This window comes from Woeseia oceani (assembly GCF_001677435.1).
Taxonomy (GTDB): Bacteria; Pseudomonadota; Gammaproteobacteria; order Steroidobacterales; family Woeseiaceae; genus Woeseia; species Woeseia oceani.
In genome coordinates, this window is the sequence record NZ_CP016268.1 from 2,940,290 (window position 1) to 2,962,051 (window position 21,762).

At 58.5% G+C, this 21,762-nt stretch carries 18 protein-coding genes and 1 riboswitch; of the genes, 8 read left to right on the plus strand and 10 right to left on the minus strand.

Annotation, left to right across the window (positions count from 1 at the left end; all coding sequences use genetic code 11):
• Positions 1–3: 3 nt before the first annotated feature.
• Both BA177_RS13380 and BA177_RS13385 read right to left on the minus strand, forming a co-directional pair.
• The gene (locus BA177_RS13380; RefSeq protein ID WP_068617003.1) at positions 4–2,034 is read right to left on the minus strand and encodes a DUF4910 domain-containing protein; all 2,031 of its coding nucleotides are present in this window, start codon (positions 2,032–2,034) and stop codon (positions 4–6) included.
• 12 nt (positions 2,035–2,046) lie between these two features.
• Positions 2,047–3,390 carry a M24 family metallopeptidase gene (locus BA177_RS13385; RefSeq protein WP_197493040.1) on the minus strand — a complete coding sequence of 448 codons (1,344 nt, stop codon included), beginning with the start codon at positions 3,388–3,390 and terminating at the stop codon, positions 2,047–2,049.
• Between the two features lie 184 nt (positions 3,391–3,574).
• Here BA177_RS13385 and BA177_RS13390 point away from each other — a divergent pair, with 184 nt between their 5' ends.
• Complete coding sequence (locus BA177_RS13390; RefSeq protein ID WP_197493042.1) at positions 3,575–4,069, plus strand: lipocalin-like domain-containing protein; 495 nt, start codon at positions 3,575–3,577, stop codon at positions 4,067–4,069.
• A 142-nt stretch (positions 4,070–4,211) separates the two neighbouring features.
• On the opposite strand, the gene BA177_RS13395 is transcribed toward BA177_RS13390, so the two are convergent.
• From BA177_RS13395 to rsgA, 3 genes are all read right to left on the minus strand, one after another.
• Positions 4,212–4,505 carry an ArsR/SmtB family transcription factor gene (locus BA177_RS13395; RefSeq protein WP_197493044.1) on the minus strand — a complete coding sequence of 98 codons (294 nt, stop codon included), beginning with the start codon at positions 4,503–4,505 and terminating at the stop codon, positions 4,212–4,214.
• 34 nt (positions 4,506–4,539) lie between these two features.
• Entirely contained in the window at positions 4,540–4,992 is a 453-nt protein-coding gene (locus BA177_RS13400; RefSeq protein ID WP_068617014.1) for an SRPBCC family protein, read from the minus strand.
• A gap of 120 nt (positions 4,993–5,112) precedes the next feature.
• A complete protein-coding gene (rsgA, locus tag BA177_RS13405; RefSeq protein ID WP_068617019.1) occupies positions 5,113–6,159 on the minus strand; it encodes a ribosome small subunit-dependent GTPase A in 1,047 nt (348 codons plus the stop codon).
• Between the two features lie 128 nt (positions 6,160–6,287).
• Between rsgA and BA177_RS13410 the strand changes: the two genes are divergently transcribed.
• The 5 genes from BA177_RS13410 to BA177_RS13430 all read left to right on the plus strand — a co-directional run bounded on the left by BA177_RS13410 (position 6,288) and on the right by BA177_RS13430 (position 10,678).
• On the plus strand, positions 6,288–6,638 hold the full coding sequence (locus tag BA177_RS13410) for an ArsR/SmtB family transcription factor (protein ID WP_068617023.1): 351 nt from the start codon (positions 6,288–6,290) through the stop codon (positions 6,636–6,638).
• 40 nt (positions 6,639–6,678) lie between these two features.
• Positions 6,679–7,149 (plus strand): ArsI/CadI family heavy metal resistance metalloenzyme, encoded by a 471-nt coding sequence (locus BA177_RS13415; RefSeq protein ID WP_068617027.1) that lies wholly within the window; start codon positions 6,679–6,681, stop codon positions 7,147–7,149.
• 268 nt (positions 7,150–7,417) lie between these two features.
• A complete protein-coding gene (locus tag BA177_RS13420; RefSeq protein WP_082990320.1) occupies positions 7,418–9,097 on the plus strand; it encodes an amidohydrolase in 1,680 nt (559 codons plus the stop codon).
• A gap of 87 nt (positions 9,098–9,184) precedes the next feature.
• Positions 9,185–10,144, plus strand: a complete 960-nt coding sequence (locus BA177_RS13425; RefSeq protein WP_068617029.1) for an arginase family protein — start codon at positions 9,185–9,187, stop codon at positions 10,142–10,144.
• A gap of 18 nt (positions 10,145–10,162) precedes the next feature.
• Positions 10,163–10,678: a hypothetical protein gene (locus BA177_RS13430; protein WP_068617031.1), complete on the plus strand. Its 516-nt coding sequence runs from the start codon at positions 10,163–10,165 to the stop codon at positions 10,676–10,678.
• Here BA177_RS13430 and BA177_RS13435 read toward each other — a convergent pair.
• Positions 10,675–11,718, minus strand: coding sequence for an NAD(P)/FAD-dependent oxidoreductase (locus BA177_RS13435; protein ID WP_068617034.1), 1,044 nt, complete (start codon positions 11,716–11,718; stop codon positions 10,675–10,677). The genes BA177_RS13430 and BA177_RS13435 overlap by 4 nt on opposite strands.
• An 87-nt stretch (positions 11,719–11,805) precedes the next feature.
• On the minus strand, positions 11,806–14,631 hold the full coding sequence (locus BA177_RS13440; RefSeq protein WP_068617036.1) for a putative Ig domain-containing protein: 2,826 nt from the start codon (positions 14,629–14,631) through the stop codon (positions 11,806–11,808).
• Between the two features lie 143 nt (positions 14,632–14,774).
• Positions 14,775–14,859: riboswitch (cyclic di-GMP riboswitch) on the minus strand.
• Positions 14,860–15,186: 327 nt separating this feature from the next.
• Between BA177_RS13440 and BA177_RS13445 the strand changes: the two genes are divergently transcribed.
• Positions 15,187–16,476 (plus strand): NAD(P)/FAD-dependent oxidoreductase, encoded by a 1,290-nt coding sequence (locus BA177_RS13445; protein ID WP_068617037.1) that lies wholly within the window; start codon positions 15,187–15,189, stop codon positions 16,474–16,476.
• 55 nt (positions 16,477–16,531) lie between these two features.
• Positions 16,532–17,938 (plus strand): Na+/H+ antiporter NhaC family protein, encoded by a 1,407-nt coding sequence (locus BA177_RS13450; RefSeq protein WP_068617040.1) that lies wholly within the window; start codon positions 16,532–16,534, stop codon positions 17,936–17,938.
• An 11-nt stretch (positions 17,939–17,949) separates the two neighbouring features.
• Here BA177_RS13450 and BA177_RS13455 read toward each other — a convergent pair whose 3' ends face one another.
• From BA177_RS13455 to BA177_RS13465, 3 genes are read right to left on the minus strand one after another with little or no spacing between them, the layout of a single operon-like run.
• Positions 17,950–19,425, minus strand: coding sequence for a sodium:solute symporter family protein (locus BA177_RS13455; protein WP_068617041.1), 1,476 nt, complete (start codon positions 19,423–19,425; stop codon positions 17,950–17,952).
• A gap of 41 nt (positions 19,426–19,466) precedes the next feature.
• Positions 19,467–20,198 carry a peptidoglycan DD-metalloendopeptidase family protein gene (locus BA177_RS13460; RefSeq protein ID WP_082990109.1) on the minus strand — a complete coding sequence of 244 codons (732 nt, stop codon included), beginning with the start codon at positions 20,196–20,198 and terminating at the stop codon, positions 19,467–19,469.
• The gene (locus tag BA177_RS13465) at positions 20,195–21,760 is read right to left on the minus strand and encodes an N-acyl-D-amino-acid deacylase family protein (protein ID WP_197493047.1); all 1,566 of its coding nucleotides are present in this window, start codon (positions 21,758–21,760) and stop codon (positions 20,195–20,197) included. Before BA177_RS13465 ends, BA177_RS13460 begins: the two co-directional genes overlap by 4 nt.
• Positions 21,761–21,762: the final 2 nt, after the last annotated feature.

Consider the following 21,762-nt stretch of genomic DNA (forward strand, 5'->3'; position numbering starts at 1 on the left):
GCGTCAATTGCGGGCCTGGATAACGTCGATCGATGCCAAAGCATCAAGGTATTCGCGAACGATCTCGAGCGGCACCGGCCCGAGCTCGGCGGTAAGCCAGTTGCGTATTTCACTGACACTGCGACTGCCGTCGACAAGGTTCAGTGCCTCGTAGGCATACTCACCGCCACTGCCATGGCTGCCCGTAAAACGTGGCAGGCGCAATTGCGCGTAACGTTCGCTACCCAGTTCATCGCTGATATAAGAATAGCCGAACGCGTGCATCGGGCCGCGGACATCCGGGCTGCGTACAAAGACGGTCGCATCCAGTATGTCGGGTGTCGCCTCAGGCACATCCAGCAGCGCCTGCAGGCTCGCCAGGAACGCCAGCGTGCTGTAGCGGTCAACATCGTCGACCGCCGCGAACGAGGAGATACTTTCCAGTTTGGCGCGCTCCACGTCGAAATGAATATGCGCGACAGCGGCGGCGTCAGACGGGCTTAGTGGTTCCAACCGGCGCAGCAGTCCGGCGCTGCGGTCCAGCGCATTGCGGCGCAGCAATGCGGTCAGTTCCGGCGTGTCATCAGCATCCAGATCAGCGAGGATCAAGGCCGTTACGGCACCTATGAACGCAGCGCGCTTCAGTTTGGTCGGGTCTATGTTGGCTGCCAGATCGAAGTTGGTGTGTATATAACGATCCGGCCAGTCGTGCAGGTACAAACCGGGTATGCGGAAACTGCCCTCGCGAAACACGTCGTGGTCGCTGCCCATGTCGAGGCCTTCCATCAACGCCAGCAGTGGCTCTTTGCCACCTTCCGGCGCAACCAGCGGAAACCGGACTGTCGCGCCGCTGGCATAAGCCTCGGTTTCTTCGTTGACGAAATGCCCTATCTCGAAGCCTATGTCGCTGATGAACGTTGGCAAACTGATCGGTCCGCCGGAAATCCGGAAGACGGACTTGGTCACCGGACCGCCGCCAACCATGTCCATGTGAATATTCGCTTTGATGCGGGACGGGTCATCGTGTTCGCTTAGGAACATGATGCTGCCTTCGATTTCGGCCGGCCACAGGAAACGAATTGTGCGCGCGGGACGGGCGACGATGTCCGCGTCAATCAAGGCCTGCAACGTGCGCGCGACTTCGAGTATCGACACACAACCGGAAGCGTTGTCGTTCGCACCCGGTCGCGGATGATCGAGGTGGCAGGTAAACAGTATCTCTTCTTTGCCGAGCAGCTCATCGGCACCATCAATCGCGGCCTCCGCAAATCGGTACTTGCCGTTCGTGTGCCTGGCGTCGACCTTCGCGTGCAAGCGGATGTCTTCGCCTCGTTGCAGACGGGTTTGCAAAGCGCGGGCTTCAGCGAGGCTGATCATGAAGCCAAAGGAACGCGTTACCGGAAAGCTGCTCAGATGTCCCCAGCGCACCAGCCGCTCATCCTCACGCCACCAGGCCGAGCGCTGGTTCGGCGCATACGAAACGATACCGGCCGCGCCGAGCTCGCCCACCGCACGCTCAACGACCGTGCCGGGTTGACTGGAAGTCAGCACCAGTTTGCCGCGCAGGTCCTTGCCTGCGTAGTCCGCAGCGGTCGTCCCTGCGCCAATATCAATAAGCGACGCGGTCGCTTCGCCGGACAGGCTGTCTTGAGCAAGGCCAAGCGGCACGGCCTCCCAGTTCGCCAAACGACGTACACGCACGTCGGTGTCAGCGTCTTTGCCGAGTTCCCACAGTTCGGCGAACTGCACATCCCAGATGGGTCGGGAACGTTGCGTGCCATACATCGTGCGGCCGTCAGCGGCGAACTCTGCGGTACCAACTTCGTCCAGGCCGTAGACTTTCAGCCGCTGCAGCACATGGTCGGTTGCTTCGCTGAACTGGTGACCGGAGCGCATGCGGTGCTTGAGCGTAATGAAATCCAGATTTCGTTTCGCTTCTTCGCCCGAGACCTCGGCGGCGACAGCGGCCAGTGTCTGTTCATCCAGCAACAGACGGATATCGGCCTCAGCCGACAATGAAACCAGGCTTAACGCGACGAGCAGTAGGCGCGGCATAAAAGGCTCCTGTTATTGTTTCGCCGGATCTCGCGGTATGAGTAGCAATGAGGTTTGCCGACCGTCGATGTACCAGGTGCTGGTACCGTCAAAGAATGCGTCTTCTTCCAGTTTGATACGCACGGGCTTGCCCCAGGATGGAACATCGGACTCGGCATACAGTTCAACTGAGTACGCGGTGTTCGGGTACATCGGGTAATCACCACCGCCGGGTACACCGCCTTGCTGGTCCCACATGCCGATCGTGGTTCCCGCTGCATGGCCATGGTAGCCAATTGGGTGAGTGTAGATCGACGGCGTGATGCCTTCGCGTTTCGCCTGCGCGAGCGGACGCGCGAGGATGTCATTGCCGCTTCTGCCGGTGACGAAATTGCCGGTCAGGATATCCTGCAGGCGATTGCCATTTTTCAATGCGTCCCGCAATTCCTGCGGCGCTTCCGTTTCACCGGGGCGCAGTACGTAAGCGTGTTGCTGCGTGTCCGTATTCAAACGCAGATAAGTGATGCCGAAATCAACGTGCAGCAGGTCGCCGGGTTGAATGACGTCATCATCGTGACGCGCAAGGATCTCACTCTTGGCATCAATCACCGGCTGTTCGGCGCGTTGTATGGAGACGGACGGGTGAAACCAGGTCGTGAGCTTCAATTCGCGAATGCGTTCGCGGTACCACCAGGACACATCGTTGGTGGTGGTCACGCCCGGCGTAATAACCGCGTCTGACAAACCTTCGGCAAGAATCTCGTGCGCGATGCGCACAATGTGCGGGTAAACAGCCATCTCCGCCGCACTGCGGGTTTCCAGCCAGCCAACTGCCAGGTTTTCGGCGGAAACTATGCGCGACCGCAGGCGTTCCGGCAGTGCACGACTGAACAACTGGTATTCGGTGTGCGTAAGTCCGTCGGCCAAACCAAACGTATCAGAGTAATTGAGGCCGATTTTTTTCGGGTTACGTTCTGCAATGAGTTCGGCGAGGCGCTTCCACTGATCACCGTGCAGTTCCTTGTCCCAGGCCGCGGTGAATCGTTCGCCTACCGCATAGCGCGCAACAGCCAGGGTTTCCAGTGGCTGCCCTTCACCTTTGTCGTGCACCAGCAGAATGGTGCGGCGACGTGCCGCGTGCCAGGTGGCCGGCAGGAAGGTACGGATCACCGGGTCTTCGTTGTATTCGCGGGAGATGATGATCCACATGTCGATACCGGCGCGCCGCATGAGGCCCGGCAATACCGTTTGAATCCGGTCATCCAGCAAACGGTCGATTACGGCCGCACGCTCACGCATGGGCAAAACCTGTGCATCCGCTAACGCCGTGGAACTGGCGGCAAGGAACACGAGAAGACTCAAAGCGATGGTTCTCATAAGGATTTCCTGACGAGGGAGTTAGTCGGTCTGCGCAGCAATTGTGCCGCCCCGCACAACAATGAGCAAAAACTTACCGTCGCGACTGAAACCAATTGCACGCCGGTGACGGTTGATTCCCGTTGGCGGAACGCCGACAGTAATGCGGACATGGCCAGCAACAAGGGCACAGGGGGAGGATACGATGAAGTGGTGGACAGTGCTTGCTGGTGTCTTTGCACTGACCAGCAGCGTGAATGCAGCCGGTATCGACGGCGCTTATGATCGGGTTTCCTTGATCAATGTGCGCACGGGTGAATTCCCGGAAGCGGCAAACCGTGTCGGCCTGCTGATCTTCGGCCAGGGGCATTACGCCATGTTGACCATGAATCCCGACCGCCGCGTACTGTCACGCGACGCAGCAAAATCCTTACCCGCTGCGGAGAAAATCAGCTACCTGGAAGAATGGCTGGATATCAACGCGCACAGCGGACGCTACGAAATCGATGGCGACACATTGCGCTGGTACCGCGAGTTTTCCGAAGACCCGCGGGAAGTCGGCAGTACAACTTCGTTGCAGTGGCGTACTGATGGCGACTTGTTAATACTGTCATTCACATTGGGCAACGGTGATCGCTACGACTGGACCTGGCGCCGCCGGTCAGCCGCTGAAGCTACAGCCGACGACGACTCAAAGTAATTGGTCATTATTTTGCCTGCCTGGCACCGAACCGTTGCACTCGAGCGGTGGTGAGCCAAGTGCTAAGCAAGCTGTACTGTTCCCAGCAGTGATTGCACGACACGGCAGTACTGAAAGTGCTCGATGCAATACGACAAACTCGTCAGTCTTCCACGAACGATTGCAAACGCGACAGTGCGGCATCCCATTGGCCTGAAACCCGGTCCATGTACGCGCGTAGTTCGTCCAGCGGCTCGGCGACAAATTCGAAACGGCTCTCCCGCCCCTCACGATAACTTTTCACCAGCCCGGCATTTTCCAGCACGCGCAGGTGTTTGGTGATTGCCTGACGCGTCAATGGTCTGCCATGCGCGAGCTGCGCAATCGAGTGCGAACGTCCGTCGCACAACTGGGAAACCAGTTCCAGCCGGGTGACATCCCCAAGCGCTGCAAACACAGGCGCCTGCGCGCCATGCCCAGCCGCGTGATGTTTATTCCGGTTCTGCAACGTGGTTCGCAATATTCTTGATCTGCGCTGCCCAGCCACCGTCGTTCATCCGCCATGCCTCATCGCGGCGGTGCGCCGGAATCTTGTCAAAACCCGACTCTGTGATCGTCAACAAGGTTCCGTTTGTGGAGGCTTCCAGAGAGAACTCGACCAGCGTTGGCGTCTCCCCTGAATAGTCGGTATCGGCATCAACGGCATAGGGATGCCACGTGTAGGAGAACAAGCGGTTGGTGTCCATTTTTTGCACTTGTACTTCAAGGACCAGGTGTTCGAATCCTTTGATCGTCAGTTGGCCACTGTTCGTTTGGCCAACGGCAAAGGGTCGTTCCAGACTGACACCAAACCAAGCCCCAAATTCCGCGTGGTCCGTCAGCGCCCGCCACACGCGGGCAACCGGCGCGTTGATATCCAGTGTTTTTACGATACTGTTTTTCATATTCGCAGCCTCCAGGTTGCATATTATTCAGCAGCCAGCGGAAATGCAACCATTTTGTTGCGGATCAACAAGTAGATATTCGCAGCGCAGCTGCCGGTGCAGTGAAACCGCGGTTCTAACTCAATGACGGCGTTTGAGATCGATGCTTTGCTGCACGACGCGAGCGAACTGCTTTTCGCGATGGCGCTGGTCGGCCAGCGAAGTGGTGTGGCGGGCTTCCTCGCGCAACAGTTTGCGGTAGTTGCGCAAGCGGCGTTCATCCAGGGTGCCCGCTGCGATGGCCGCCCGCACGGCGCAGCCGGGTTCGTTGTTGTGTTCACAGTCGCGAAACCGGCAGTTGTCGGCCAGCGACGCAACATCCGCAAACACGGCGCTTAGCGCATCATCGAGCTGCGCTACTTTCAATTCGCGCATACCGGGAACATCAAGCAACAAACCACCGCCCGGCAAGCGATGCAATGAACGAAAACTGGTGGTGTGCCGGCCCTTGGCATCGTGCTCGCGTATCGCACCGGTATCGAGCACAACCTGACCGGATAATGAATTGACGATCGTCGATTTGCCGACACCGGAAGATCCAACCAGTGCGACCGTCATCCCTTTGCCGACCCAGGCCAACACGCCTTGCAAGGATTTCATATCGTGTGAATTCACGATTTCCACCGGCAAATGCGCGCCAATGGCGCGCACCCGGTCCCGGTAAGCATCGGCATCTTCGACGAGATCCGCTTTGGTCAATACGAGTACCGGCTCGACGCCCGCTTCTGCCGCGAGCGCGAGATAGCGTTCAAGGCGTGACTCGTTGAACTCATCGTTGCAGGAAGTCACGATGAACAGCGTATCGATATTGGCGGCTATCAGTTGCACATCGATCTTGCTGCCGACGGCGACCCGTTTGAAAACGCTCTTGCGTTCCAGCAAACGCTGAATCTTGTCACGGGCCTCGTTGAGTACCACCCAGTCACCGACTGTCGGCCGCTCTTCTGCCGGCAAGTTGAACCACGAACCGCCGAGCGCGTAGCGACGTTCATCACGACCATCGTGTGCGACAACGCCGGACCGTTGCACCTCGGTGACGCGTGCCAGTGCAGCGTGTTCCAGTTCCCGCTCGTTGAGCTGTCGGGTAAAAAACGGGGCGAGGCCAAGGTCGGCAAGTTCAGGGGTCACGGGTCCTACTCCGCAGGCAGAGGGATGGATTATGACGGCTCTGTAATGAACGTGCGCGCTCTCGATTGATTTTGCCGCTTGCAAACAACGCGATTGACGACAGATTTTATGTCGATTAGTCTAGACATATGGACATACAAAATGCACTGACCGCGTTTGATGCGCTCGCGCAAGAGACACGACTGCAGGCCATACGACTATTGGTTCAGGCGGGACCGGAAGGTACGTCGGCCGGCTCCCTCAGCGACTCGCTCGGCATACCGCACAACACGCTGTCCTTTCACCTGAACCACCTATCCAATGCCGGCCTCGTGACCTCGCGCAAGCAAGGGCGTTCGATCATCTACAGCGCCAACTTCGGAGTCATGCGCGACCTGATCGGCTTCCTGGTATCCGATTGCTGCAGTGCCGATACGGCCAGTATGCGCCTGGACAAAAAGTCCGGCTGTTCGGTAATCGAACTTGCCGGATGCTGTTAGACAACCTTGCAAGAATTTAAATCTGAGTGGAGAGACCGACATGAAACGACTGCATCTGCACATAGGGGTCAGCGACCTTGAACAAGGCGTACGCTTTTACAGCGCGCTCTTTGGCAGCGAACCCGTCAAGCTGAAAGAGGACTATGCGAAGTGGATGCCGGACGATCCCTGCGTTTCTCTGGCCATTTCAACTCGGGTCGGCAGCCGCGGCATTGATCACCTCGGTGTACAGGCGGAAACCGAACAGGAATTGCAGGAACTGCGAACACGCCTGCAGGACGCCGATATGGCGGCATACAATGAAGGCGATGCTGTCTGCTGCTATGCGCATTCTGACAAGACCTGGGTGGACGATCCCGCCGGCATGCCTTGGGAGGTCTATCGCACCATGGCGGATGCACAACTGTTCAACGGCGAGCAAAAAACCGATGCCCCGTGTTGCACGCCGGAAACCAAAGGCCAGCCCGGGTGCTGCACGCCGTCACCGCAAACCGCGGGCTGCTGCAACTAGCGAGCGGCCGCTGAGATCGCCGGGCATGACACACTGAGCGTGATCCGTGCCCGGCGTCCACAGAAATTCCACCCCTTAAGAGCATGCTCAGCTGCAGCGAAGAGGCGCGAGGCTGTCGAGCCGGCGCGCCTCTCCTTGTCCAGATGGAGACGTGTTAATTCTCACCTCCTGACCTTTGATGCGGTACACAGCAGCCATTAATCCGCAATTTTCATCGGAGTGCGGGCGTGGCTGGGCTATGATTGCCGCAACTGCAAAGGGGGAAAAAATGACACGAGTAACTCTTCTGATAGCCCTTGCCGCCCTGTTCGCGGCCTGTTCATCCGACGAGCCGCAACAACCGGCTACTGCATCACCCGCCAACAACACAGCCCCGGCAGCGGCACCGATCGCCGCCGTCGACGATGCTGAGACCGAAACCGCAAGCGTCCCGCCGCTCACCGGACTCAAAGCAGAACTCGCCGCACACGTGGAAAGCAATGCGAAACTTACCCAGGAAATCGTCGACAGTTTGTTCTCGTTCTCCGAGCTCGGCTTCCAGGAATTCGAAACGCAGCGCTACCTGACGAAAATACTCGAGGACAACGGCTTTACCGTTGAGACCAACATCTCCGGGCTGCCCAGCTCGTGGTGGGCCACCTGGGGCAGCGGCAGCCCGGTGATCGCGCTCGGCTCCGATGTCGACGGCATTCCGAAGTCGTCGCAACTACCCGGTGTTGCCTACCGCGAACCAATGATTGAAGGCGCTCCGGGTCACGGCGAAGGCCACAACTCTGGCCAGGCTGTGAACATCACAGCAGCGCTGGCCGTCAAGGAAATAATGGAACGCGAAGGCATGCCAGGCACGATAGTGCTGTGGCCAGGCATCGCGGAAGAAGTACTGGGTTCCAAAGCCTGGTTCGCACGCGATGGCCGTTTCAATGGCATCGACGCCGTGTTGTTCTCCCATGTTTCGAGCAATATGAGGGTCGGCTGGGGTCAGACCACCGGCACGGGTCTCGTTTCCGTCGAGTACACCTTTGACGGTGTCGCGGCGCACGGTGCCGGCGACCCGTGGCGCGGACGCAGTGCACTCGATGCCGTCGAGCTGACCAACATCGGCTGGAATTTTCGCCGCGAACATTTGCACCCGCTCGGTCGTTCGCATTATGTGATTGTCGACGGCGGCGACCAGCCGAACGTAGTGCCGTCCAAAGCAACCGTGTGGTATTTCGTGCGGGAAATTACCGCCGAGAAAATTCGCAGCAATTTTGCGACGCTGCAGCGCATTGCTGAAGGCGCCGCCATGATGACCGACACGACCGTCAACCGGCGTATCGTCGGTGCCGCGTATCCACGGCACTTCAACCGACCCATCGCCGAAGCCATGGACAAGAACATTCAGGCCGTCGGCTTGCCGGAATGGACGGAAGACGATCAGACCTACGCGCGCGCGTTGCAAAAACTGATGGAAGCCGACGAGATCACCGGACTGGCGACTGAGCTGCCCGGCATCGCAACACCGCTTGAAGAACCGCAGTCCGGCGGCTCCGACGACATCGGCGACGTATCCTGGAACGTGCCTACGATCACCCTGCGATTCCCTTCCAATGTCGACAACCTGCAGTTCCATCACTGGTCGAGCTCCATGGCCATGGCCACACCCATAGCGCACAAGGGCGCCACGGCCGGTGCCAAAGTCATGGCGGCGACGATGCTCGATCTGCTGCAACAACCGGAATTGGTCAACGATGCGTGGCGCTACTTCAAGGAAGAGCAATCGGCGGGCGAAGTGTACGAATCCTTTGTTGGCCCGAATGACGAGCCGCCCATCGAGAAAAATGCGGCGATCATGGATGAATACCGCGACCGTCTGCGGGAGCTTTACTACGACCCCGAACGCTACGACACCTACCTCGAGCAACTGGGCATCAATTATCCGCAACTCGTGAAACCGACCCAGCCCTGAACGGGTTTCCGCTGAAACGGTGGCCCCGGCAGACTGAATACGTAATATCTGCTACCGGGTACATTCTTCTGGACGGGGGGACGGAGCATGAAACGCCTGTTTTTTGCAGTACTGGCTGGCCTGATCGTCGCGGCACCGGCATTGGCCGATACCGTGAAACTGGATGTCATCAAGCAACCGTACAGCGGCTCGCGCAACGTGCCGGAGTTGTCCATCAATCCGGATTACATTCATGCCGCGGGTCTTGAGCGACTGATCTCCGGCTGGGGCGGTGAGCTGGTGCGGCCCGTGCAGGATATCCGCCTGACGGCTGAACAGGATCGCCAGTACGGCGAATGGAACCGACTGGCGCTGGCGAATGCGAACTTCGCCGAACGTGTGCGCGAGACCCGAGCCGACGATGTACTGACCGTCGGGCTGGAAGCCAACTGCAACGGTTTGCTCGGCATGCTGGCCGGCCTGAAGTACGACGGCAATGGCAATGAGCAGCGGGTCGGACTCGTGTTCATCGATGCACACGGCGATTTCAATATCCCGGAAACCACCCTCTCGGGCATGCTCGGTGGCATGCCGGTCGCCATCGCTGCCGGCCACGCATTGCACAACGTGCGCAGGACCTCGGGCCTGACGGATGGCTTGCCGATGGAACACATCCTCTGGGGCGGCGTTCGTGATCTTGACCCACTGGAAGCCGATCGTTTTCGCGAATACGAAGTGGCGCAATTCTCGGTCGATGACGTCCGCAAGCTGTCGTCCGCTTTGCGCCAGCGCATGGATGAACTGGCGGCACGGGTTGATGTCATATACGTGCATATCGACATGGACGTGCTTGACCCGGACGAAGTGCCCGGCCATGGCCTGCGGGTTGCCGACGGACCTACCAGCAAGGAATTGGCGGGCGCCATGACGCTCATGTTTGAAAACCCGAAATCAGTAGCACTGGGCATCGCATCGACACCGGCCGGCCCTCTGGACCCGCACGGCGTCAGCCGGCAGGCGGCTCTCAACCTGATCGAAGGCGCCATCAAAGGCGTGCAGGCCCGCTAGACAAACGGGATAAACCTTATGAAATATTTGTTCGCTACGTTACTTGCCGCACCCGTATTCGCCATTGCCGGCAACCCGGGCGATGCCTATCAATGGACCCTGGAAATGCTGCAGGACAAAGCGACCTACCAGACAGTAGCGGTACTGCACCAGGAGTCGAGCAACACGATTGGCGATGAATACGCAATGAAGCAAGTGCACCCGCGGCTGGAGTTTCGCTGTGTGCCGAATTCCGATCCCGGCATTAAAGTGCGTATCGACTGGCGGCGTTTCATCTCGTCATTCAACACCGAAGTGCAGTTCGCGGCGGACGACAAAGATCCCGTCACCGTAAAGCTCGGTGTTGATCGCTCTAACAAGATCACGCATACCAGTGATGCTGCCGATGATGCGATGCTCATCGACTACCTCAGCCAGCAATCGGCACTCAAAGTAACGGTGACGCCGTACTCCGAGGTGCCGGTGAGCGTGAACTACGTTCTGGATGGACTCGCCGGGCAACTTGCGGCACTCGGCGAGAGCTGCGGCAGCTAATCCTCGACGCCGAGCCGTTCGTGCATGATCGGGCTGGTCGTCGTGTACTGCACGTGCACTTTGCGGTCCGGCTCGAGTCGTTGCTTGATCGCAAATGCGGCCAGTGCTGCCTCATGGAATCCGCACAGGATCAGTTTCTTCTTGCCCGGGTACTGATTGATATCGCCTACCGCGTAGACACCGGGTATCGAGGTTTCAAACTTCTCGGTATCGACATTGATCGTCTTGCGGTTGATGTCGAGACCCCAGTCGGCAATCGGGCCAAGTTTTGGTGCGAGACCAAAAAAGACCAGTGCATTCTGAACCGCAACGGTTTGTGCATCACCACCTTTGACCTGCACGGTCAGTGAGCTCATCACCCCGTTTTCTTCTTCGATGGCCGTAACTTTCGCATTCTCGATGACATCGACCTGCCCTGCCGTCTGCAGCTCGCGCAACCGCGCCACTGATGCGGGCATGGCCCGGTACTCGTCGCGACGGTGGATCAGCGTGATGTGCCGCGCGACACCTTGCAGCGCCAGTACCCAGTCGAGCGCGGAATCGCCACCGCCAAGAATCGCAATATCGCGATCCTTGTATTGCTGCGGGTCCTTGACGCTGTAGTGCAGGGAGACACCGGCGCAGGCTTCTGCGCCCTCGGCGCGCAAAGCGCGTGGCTGAAACGAGCCAACGCCGCCGGCGATCACCACCGCTTTGGCAGAAAACTGCTTGCCTTTGCTCGTCGCCAGCACAAAGCTGCCGTCATCCTGAACCGCCAGTTCGGTGACTTCTTCGCCGAGATTCATGCCGCAGCCAAACGGCTCGATCTGTTTCAGCAGGTTCTGGGTCAGCTCGTCGCCGGTGCACACCGGGATGGCCGGAATGTCATAGATGGGTTTGTCCGGGTACAGCTCGCTGCACTGCCCGCCCGGTCGCGGAATGGAATCAATAATTTCGGCTTTTAACCCGAGCAGTCCGAGTTCGAAAACCTGAAACAGCCCGCATGGGCCTGCGCCAACAATAACAACATCCGTACTGATCACCCGCCGCTCCTGAAACATTCACGCGGACCGGGTGCCCGCGCCGAGAAATGCAGGGCGGGATGATACCACCAGAGCCGGGCCGTCTCGCCCGGCTCTGGTGACTGATCAGGGGATCGTGCGACTGACCGGGTTCGAATAACCGCTTTCCATGCCTGCCGCATTCAATGCCGTGCTGACAAACTCGTAGGTGCCCGGCGCCAGGTTCTCGACAACGTAAGTCGTCAGGCCAGGGTTATTGATCGTCACCGAGTTGTCGTAGTTCCCTGATGTCGTTCCCCAATAGATGCGGTAACCACTCAGATCCACCAGCGGCGTGCCGTCGGTATTCAGGCTCGGCGCCGCCCAGGTCAGGGTCGCAGACCCCAGAGTGATGGCGTCAACGGCAATCGTAAACGGACCCAGTGTTGCGCTGTCCTCTCCGTCACTGACGGTAATGCTGATACCGGAGTAAACACCCACGTCGGCGGCTGACGGCGTACCACTCAGTTGCCCGTTGCTGGTATTGAAGTTTATCCAGCCCGGCGCACCGCTGATGCTGAACGTCAGGGCATCGCCATCGGCATCACTGGCTGTTGGCTGAAAACTGTAGGACGAATCGACGAGTACGGATGCTGCCGGACTGCCGGAGATGACCGGTGCGTTGTTCGCCGCGGCCGCTTCAACGGTGATTGCAAAACTCGGCAGACTGGCAGTGGCATCACCATCACTGACAGAAATTGCGATTCCTGCATAGGTGCCGGCGTCGCCCGCAGCGGGTGTACCACTTAGTGTCCCTGTCGTCTGGCTGAAGGTAGCCCAGGACGGCCGCCCAACAATGCTGAACGTCAAGGCATCGCCGTCGGCATCGCTGGCGGTCGGGCGGAAGCTATAGGCTGACCCCGCTTGCACGGTCGTCGACGGATTGCCGGAAATGACCGGCGCATTGTTCGCAGGCGCCGCCTCAACGGTAATCGTAAAACTCGGCAGACTTGCGCTGAGCTCGCCGTCGCTGACAGAAATTGAAATTCCGGCGTAATTGCCCGCGTCGCTCTCAGTCGGCGTGCCGGTCAAGGCTCCCGTCGACGGACTGAATGACGCCCACGACGGCCGGCCACTGATACTGAAAGTCAGTGCATCGCCATCGGCATCGCTGGCCGACGGCCGGAACGAATACGCTGTACCGGCCTGCACGCTGGCGGCCGGAGCGCCGCTGATTTGCGGAGCCCGGTTGGGCACGGTGATTTCTTCAACCGTGATACTGAATGCCGCGAGACTCGCAGAGGCGGTAGCGTCACTGACCGTAATCACGATATTCGCGTACGAACCGACGTCGGAATTCGACGGTGTGCCCGTCAATCGACCGGATTGGGTATTGAAGCTGGCCCATGCTGGCAGATTGCTGACACTGAACGTCAATGTGTCACCATCGGCGTCCGCGGCATTCGGCGTAAAGTCATAGGTATTGCCCGCCACCAGGCTGCTGGACGGCGTACCGCTAATCGTCGGTGCCGAATTGCTGATACCTGCTTCAACGGTGATCGTGAATGCAGGCAAACTGCTGACTGCTTCGCCATCCGATACGCTGATAGAAACACCCGGCGTACTGCCGATATCGTTTTGGCCCGGAGTACCACTCAGGCGGCCCGTCGCGCTGTCGAATTCGGCCCACACCGGTCGCCCCGCGACCGTGAATGTCAGCGTGTCGCCATCAGCATCGCTGGCAGTAGGAATGAAGTTGTAAGCAGCGCCGGCGCCGATACGGGTTGTGGGTTGGCCGCTGATGACAGGCGCCGAATTGTCACTCGGGACGGTGCCGGTTCGAAGTATCAGGTTGATCGCGTCCAGTTCGCTGGCCGATGCACCCGCAATGGCTATCAGACTGGTGTCGATATCCGCTTGCGCAGAACCGGACAATGCTGCCCGAACTGCCGCGCCGTTCATAAGCGGACGCAATTCCGCGACTTCATCACGCAAAGTCGCAATGGCCGGTGAAGGCTGCATGTACTCCGCTGCCAACAGGCCAATACGCATCGACTCCAGCATGCCCGTTGTCAGCGGCAAGTCCGCCAGTGCCGGGTTCGGAGTGCCATCAAACACCTGGGTAATCGCGTCCTGTATACGCCCCATCGCATCGGTGCCGAAGACCCGCAACTGGTTTCGCCCGGCCTCAAGTGATACCTGGGCCAAAGCCACCGCGAACACGGCGGATACGCGATTGTCAGTGCGCGAACCACCGCGACCGTCAAGCACGCCGTCAATCAGGTCGGAACCGACACTGGTGACCACCGAATTACCGGTAGCCGAACGGCCGGAAGCCACCAGGGCGTCGCGGGTACGACGCACGGCTTCGCCCAGAGTCTCGGACGCTCGCACAATTTCCGCAACGTTTGATTCATCAAACGCGGCTTCCATCGTTGTCGAGTTGCCCAGCGTACTCAGACCGCTGTTCAGCTTCAGGTGCACCGTACGCAACGCGCTGTCCATATTCGCAGCATTAACGCCACCGCTCATGTCGGTCGCAATTTCGAAAGCGATCGTTGTAAACGGGTTGAGGTTCGCTACCGACGCAGTGGATGATGATCGGACAAAACTTTTCAGTTCAAAATCCGGGCTCGTCAGCGTAACCAGATCAGTACCACCCAGGCCCAGCAATGTCAGCGGGTAGTCGCTGGCAACGGTTGCGACTTCGACGTCAAAGTCGGCGTTGGCGTCGCTCATGACCACACCCAGACTCGTGCCATCGTTGGCAAGCACGCGAATTTCGGCGTTGGTTACCGGGCCATCACCGACGCTGCCGCTGATCCGGTGCGAACTCGTGATCTCGCCACTGCTGTTGCCATTGTCCGTGGCCTGATCGGCTTCACCGCTAGGCAAACAACCGGTCAGTGCCAGCAGCGCTGACAATACAACTGCGTAGCGTTGAACAAGCCGCGCATGGGGTTTCGGGTACATTCGTTCGCTCCTGCCAGAGGCTGACAGGCAAACCGAATTATGTTGAAACGCTGGCTCGTGGGAATCACGAGACCGGTAGGTGAGAGGCTATGTCGCCTCTAAAGCTGAATACGCGCCCTTCCGGGCTCTGCGCATCTTGTCCTACTGGCAACCCCGCTGTCATAGGTAAAAACCTTTAGACCGGTGGCTTTGCGTCCCAACTTTTCAGTTGGTTTGCCCTTATCAGTGACTGGCTAAATTTAGTTACTGAATTTTATAAAACAGACTTCGTCGTCTACTACTTACTGCTGATGTCGGCCAATCTACCAGAAGGTTTTAGAAAAAAAACCTGTCTCAGAATCGCGACGTAGCAAATTATGTGACAATGCATAGCACACGATATGTTCAATAACCGTCGCAATCCGCGGACAAACTCACCACAGTCCGCGCTACCCGGCACACTGCAAAACTTAACAGGAACGGTAACTTGCAATTGTTTCCAAGAATCGACGAAAGGGAACATGAACCAGCATCAGCGCTGCGTTATGCAAAATCGCATTGCCGATTTTTTTTCGTATGAAAAGAAAATTTCCTGCCTATCAAAACCGATGCGGCTGGAATTCGCTGCTCGACGCGCAAACTGTCGCTACAACGCTCAAGGAAAAGCACGAAAGTGACCTTGTCATTGTAGGTGCAGGATATACCGGCGTCGCCGCCGCGCGACGATACGCAGAGTTGTTACCGACCGCAAACATCACGCTCCTCGATGCAAGCCGCATCGGCGAAGGCAATCCGGGACGCAACTCAGGATTCCTGCTCGAAGTAGCGCTTGCCAATGATGTAGACACCGCCAACATGGATCGCCTGCGACGTTGCAATGCTTTGTTAGGTCAAACGATGCAACAGTTGGCCAAGGACGCCGCGTCCGCGCCGAGAGACTGTCAGTTGCTACGCGCCGGTACTTATCGTGCAGCGGCCGGCGAGATTGGCCGTGCTGCCTTGCGCAAATACCGGGCATTTCTCGAAACCGCGGGTCTGCCCGTCGAAACATTATCTCGCGAACAATTGCAGGAACGTATCGGCACGCGTTTCTACGGGAGCGGGCTCTACTCGCCGCATTGCTACCTCGTGCAGCCCGCCGCGTTGATTCGCTCACTGGTCGAAAAACTGCCGACTACGGTTTCAGTTTTCGAAGAATCTCCCGCGATCAAAATTGAAGCCGTTGGCAATGGCTGGCGTGTAACCACGCCTCAAGGCCACGTTACGGCCCCCACAGTTTTTCTTGCCAACAACGCATTCTGCAAATACCTCGGCGTCGGTGCGTCCCGCATCACCGCGATGTACACCTATGCGGCGCTCACTGCCCCCTTGCCCGATACCGACCTCGCTAATTGCGGCAAGGACCCGCAATGGGGTTTGTTGCCAGCGCACCGGCTGGGCAGCACCTTACGCAAGACGCTGGATGGCCGACTGCTGGTCAGAAGCCTTTACGGTTACGAACGTGAATCGAACAACGAGCTGATCGCGAAAAGACTGCGCGCCGCACTCTTGCGCCGCTATCCCGCGCTGACAGACGTAGCGTTCGAGTCGGTTTGGTCAGGAGCGACCGGTTTCACTTACAACGGTGCGCCGTTGTGGGGACAGGTCAGGCGTGGCTTGTTCGTTTCCGCCGGCTGCAACGGTGGCGGGGTCGTCAAAGGCAGCTTGTTCGGCAGGCTGCTGGCTGAACATGCACTTGAGATGGAAACGCCTGACATGGCTGCGTTGTTCGGCAATGCGAGCTGGATGCCACCGGAGCCATTGCGAGCACTCGGCTTTTCGATAATCGCGGGTATTGAGCGCCATCGCGCCCGCGACGAAGTGTAAGCAGAACGCTTTTGGTGTAACTTCTTTCGCAATAACAACGATCCGGGGGGAAGTCGTGGAAGAAACCGTCGCCGTAGGCGCGTGGTCACTATTACCTGCCGCCGTTGCCATCATTCTCGCCTTCGTTACCCGCAATACAGTCTTCTCATTGGCCGTGGCCTGCCTCGTTGGTGTATTCATTGCCGGCGAAGGCCTGATGGGCTTCCCCAACCTGCTGAAGAATGCGCTGGGCACAACGGCGTTCTCGTGGATCTTTCTGCTCGAATTGTTTATCGGTGTAACGATCGCCTTTTTTCAGCGCACCGGCGCTATCCGTAATTTCTCCGCCTGGGTCGAAAGCTGCAACATGACCCGGGTCCGCGTGCAGCTGTCCGCCTGGGTGATGGGCATGTTCGTGTTTTTCAGCGACTACTTCAGTCCGTTGTTTGTCGGCTCGACGATGCGCACCTTGTCCGACCGCTTTCGGATCTCGCGCGAGAAGCTCGCCTACATCGCCGATTCAACGTCTGCGCCCGTCAGCGTCATAGTGCCGATTACCGGCTGGGCCGTATTTATTGCCGGCCTGATGATCGGCATGGGCCCTATCGCCGATGACGCGGATGCCATGCGAGTTTTCATAAACGCAATTCCGTACAACATTTACGCAATCCTGGCGGTCGTCATGGTTGGTGCAATCGCGGCGCGCATCATTCCCGAATTCGGCCCAATGAAAACGGCAGAAACTCGTGCCGAGAACGAAGGCAAAGTGCTGCGTGACGGCGCACAACCACTCATGAGTCGTGAGCTGACTGACATCGAACCGTTCGAGGGTATCCGTACCAGCCTGTTCTGGAATTTCGTTCTGCCGGTTCTCATAGTTATCGGTGTCGGCATCGGTTCCTTCGTCGTGACAAAGTCGGCACTGACGATGGAAGCGTTTCTGTTGTCGTCAGTCGTTGCTGCGACGGTCATGCGCATTCAAGGCGTACCGCTGGCTGACATCATGGAAACGGCAATGAACGGCATCAAGGGCGTAATGCCGGCCATTATCATTCTGGCCTTTGCGTATGCGCTGAATGAATTGTCCGCGAACCTGCACACGGCCGAGTTCATCGTCGCACAGACAGAAGGCTGGCTGACGCCTGGCTTGCTGCCGGCACTGACGTTTTTGATTGCCGGCATCATTGCGTTCTCGACGGGCACCTCCTGGGGAACCTTCGCAATCATGATGCCGATTGCTGTACCGCTCGCATTCACGTTCAGCGGTCAGGAACTGTCGCCGGTCGTTTACGCAACGGTTGCAGCAATTGCCGGCGGTGGCGTATTCGGCGATCACTGTTCGCCGTTGTCGGATACTTCCATTCTCGCCTCAACCGGTGCAGCGTCGGACCACATCGACCACATCAAAACCCAAATGCCTTATGCGATGGTCGTTGGCGGAATCAGTGTTGCCGCCTATCTCGTGCTCGGCGCAATGTTTTAAGCGGCGACGTCTCAGGACCGAAACATATCAACGTCTTCATCCTGGCTGTGCTGAGTCAGCAATGACACGACGACCAATGTTGGCAAGCCCACCAGCCAACCCATGTAAGACGCGGCAATCTCGAACGGCTCGCCGCCACTGGCGACGACGATGGATTCGTAGATCGCCCACAATACCGCCGAACCGCCGCCTGCCAGCATGCTCCAGAATGCGCCTTTGGCGGTAGTGCCGCGCCAGAACAACAGACCCAGCATCGGAAAGAACAGTCCCGCCGCACCGAACGTGTAGGCGTAAAGAATCAGCTCCAGAACATTCGGTACCAGGTAGGCGATGCCGACCGCGAGCACGCCGAGCACCAAAGTCGCCGTGCGCGCGACCTTTACCAATTGGGCACCGCTTGCCTGCGGATTGAACTGCTTCTTGTAAATGTCATTGGTGAAGATGGCGACGGGCCCGATCAGCGCGGAGTCCGCCGACGACATAACAGCCGCTATGTATGCCGCAATAACGATGCCGGCGATGCCCACCGGCAGCAACTGCATGATCACCGTTGGCGTGGCAAGCTCCGCGTCCTGCAGATCGGGAAACAACATCCGCGCGATCATGCCAATCAGGGTGCTGCCGACGGCAAACAATGGCCATTCGATCGGAACGCCGGTAAGAAAGAACGCGCGTCTTGCCGTGCGAACGTCACGTGCTGCAACGATGCGTTGCATGGCGGCAATGGAAATGAACCACACCGGGAATATGGCGAAGAACCAACCCAGAGCCTGCTTCCAGCTCACCGCGGTCCAGTCAATCATCGATGCGGTGTCCGGATTGGATTCGAAGTGTTCAACCATCGCGCTCCAGCCGCCCACTTCGTACATGCCAATAGGCACGGCAATAAAGACGATCCCGACCAGCAAGATCAGCATCTGAAAAACGTCTGTGTAAATGACGGCCTTCAAACCACCCAGTGCGGTGTAGGCAAGAATGATGGTGCCGGACAGCACAACCGACAGCGTCAAATTCAGGTTCATCGTCACCTGCAGCAACTTGCCACCGGCGATGATCTGCCCGCCAACAAACGTAAACCAGGCCAGTCCGACAACCACGGCTGCCAACAGCCCGGTACGCCGATCAAACCGTGCTTCAAACAGGTCGCCGGTGGTCAGGCCGCTGACCCGGTCAGCCCAGCGTTTGACCTTCGGCACCATCAGAAACGACACCATGACCACACTGAGACCCGAAATCGCGATCAGCCAGGAGCCGGATATGCCGAGCGTGAAGCCGAGTCCGCCCATCGCGATACTGAAACCACCACCCAGGTCGGTCGCCGCTGTCGTGGAGGTCGACTGCAACAGGTTCATGTTCCGGTCCGCGGCCAGAAAAGATTCCGCTTCGCCCTCACCTTTTTCCGTTCGCGCAACGCGTATGCCGATCCAGATAAGGATCAGGAAATAGATACCGATGGCAACGTAGTCAATCAGGTGCAGTGTAGTCATGCGTAGTCCCCCGCGTCGCAACCCGATTCAGTCACGCGCCTTTATTGTTTTTTGCGACCATCGAGCGCGACGGCCGACACCGCCGGAAAAAAACACGCCGGATTGGGTGACAGCCCGAGCCAGTACGCCTGTTCGCTGGCGCAGGCCACTCCCGGAAAGTCTTTGCCAAGGCCCAGCAAGTCCAGTACCAGTTGAAAGTGCAGGTGCGGCGGCCAGTTGCCGTTGCCCGGCGGTGCGCCGACAGTGGCTATTGATTGCCCTGCCGTTAGTCTCTGCCCAGGCACACAGGTAGCGAGGCATTCCGGCCCCAGGTGACCGTACAGCGTAAAAAATGGCTCGCCCTCCGGCGTTGCATGCCGAATTACCAGCAACGGTCCGTAGTCAAGTTCAGCCGTATTGTTGGCAACGATTTCGACCACGCCGTCCAGTGGCGTGCAAACCGGCGTGCCCGCTGCGCAAAACACATCGATGCCCATGTGTACCGTGCGCCGCTCCTCGCCATTGCCGGCAAAGTTATCGTTGTTGTACAACGCACGGTGTTCGCCCCAACGCCCGTAAGCACGAGTGGCGTTGTTGCGTTGCATAAAAGCATCGACCAGTTCGCTGAAGCGTTGTACATCCAGACCGTCCAGTGACTGCCCGAGCGCCACGCTACCCGCGCTGAGATCAAGCACGATCGAAGCGCCAATATCGCTGATAACCGCAGCGGGGCGCAGCTGCTCACTGTTAAGCCAGTGAGCTATCGTCGTGGCCTCGACGCGGGCAGATTTCATGTGCTTTCGGGCTTCAGGACGCGGCCGGCGCGAACACCGGCGAGCTTGCCGTTCTCCCGCGCGACCACACCGTTGACCAGCACCAGGTCAAAACCTTCCGCCAGTTGCAGTGGCTCCGGATAGGTTGCTCGGGCATGCACATTCTGTGGATCGAACAGGATCAGGTCGGCACGCTTGCCTTCCGCAATCAGTCCGCGATCCGTGATCTTGAGCAAGCGAGCGGGAAACGAAGTCATTTTGGCCACCGCCTCTTCGAGTGTCAGAACCTCGTTCTGCAAAACATAGTCTTCGATGATTTTGGCGAACGTACCGTGGCCACGCGGATGAAACCCGGTCGGACTGCCGTCCGAACAGACACCAACCCACGGACTGTCCAGCAAGCTCGTTTGCAGCTCTTCGTTCATGACGAAATACGCGCCGGAAGCGCCGTTCGGCCCGATGATGTCGATCAGCACGTCCTCAAACGGCAACTCCAGTTCGAAGGACAATTCAGCCAGCGTCTTGCCGGTCCACGGATCAGTGCCCAACAAGGTCGACTCCGGCCCGTTTCTTGCTGCCACCCGATTGCGCAGGTATTCCTCGAGTTCTTCACGACGGTCGGCTTTGGCAAACTCAAACTGCTCACGGGTCTTCGCCCAGACCGGGAAGACGATGCCTATCCCGGTGTAGCTGGCGGTGTACGGGTACATGTCGGCGGTGACATCAATGCCGTCCGCACGTGCCGCTTCGATGATGCCAAGAATCTCGGCGGCTCGCGCACTGCCTTTGCCGTACACGGACTTCAGGTGCGAAATGTGCACCCGTGCATGACGTCCCTGCTCCAGCAGTTCGGCGATGGAATTCTCCAGCTGATCGTCATCTTCATTGCGCATGTGGCTCATGATCACGCGGTCGTACTTGCCGACGACCTGCGCCAACACCACCAGCTCTTCCTCGCTCGCGCTAAGTCCCGGGTTGTATTCCAACCCTGTGGTCATGCCGAACGTGTGCGGCATGGCCGCCTCCAGCATCTTGAGCATGCGCGCCATCTGTTCCGGCTCTGGCCACGGGTTGCGGCCCGCGCCAGCGCGCTCGCGCAACGTGCCGTGACCGATGAACATCGCTAGGTTGGTGCCCATGCGTTTCTGGTCGACTTCATTGAGCCAGACGCTGAGCTCCTCAACATCGGGGCTGCTGCCATCCTGTCCCAGCGAGATTGTCGTGACACCCATGGCGAGGAAGTTTTCCATCTCGGGAGTCTCGAGCGGATTGCCGTGCGAATGCAGGTCGATGAATCCCGGTGCGAGTACGCGACCGCCGGCGTCAATGCGGCGCACGATACGCGGGTCCTTGGCAGCGAACGCAGCATCGCCAACGAAAACAATCGTGTCGCCAACGACCACAACATCCGCTGCCACGGCAGCCGTGCCGCTGCCATCTATGACTTGCGCGTCTTCGATCAAGATATCTATAGAGCCGTACTGCGGCAAAAAGGGTTCTGCAGCGGGCTGACAACCAGACATCAATACGAAGGCAGTCAGGCTCACGCAGAGCGCGCGCGCCGTAATCCTGGTGGTCATCATGA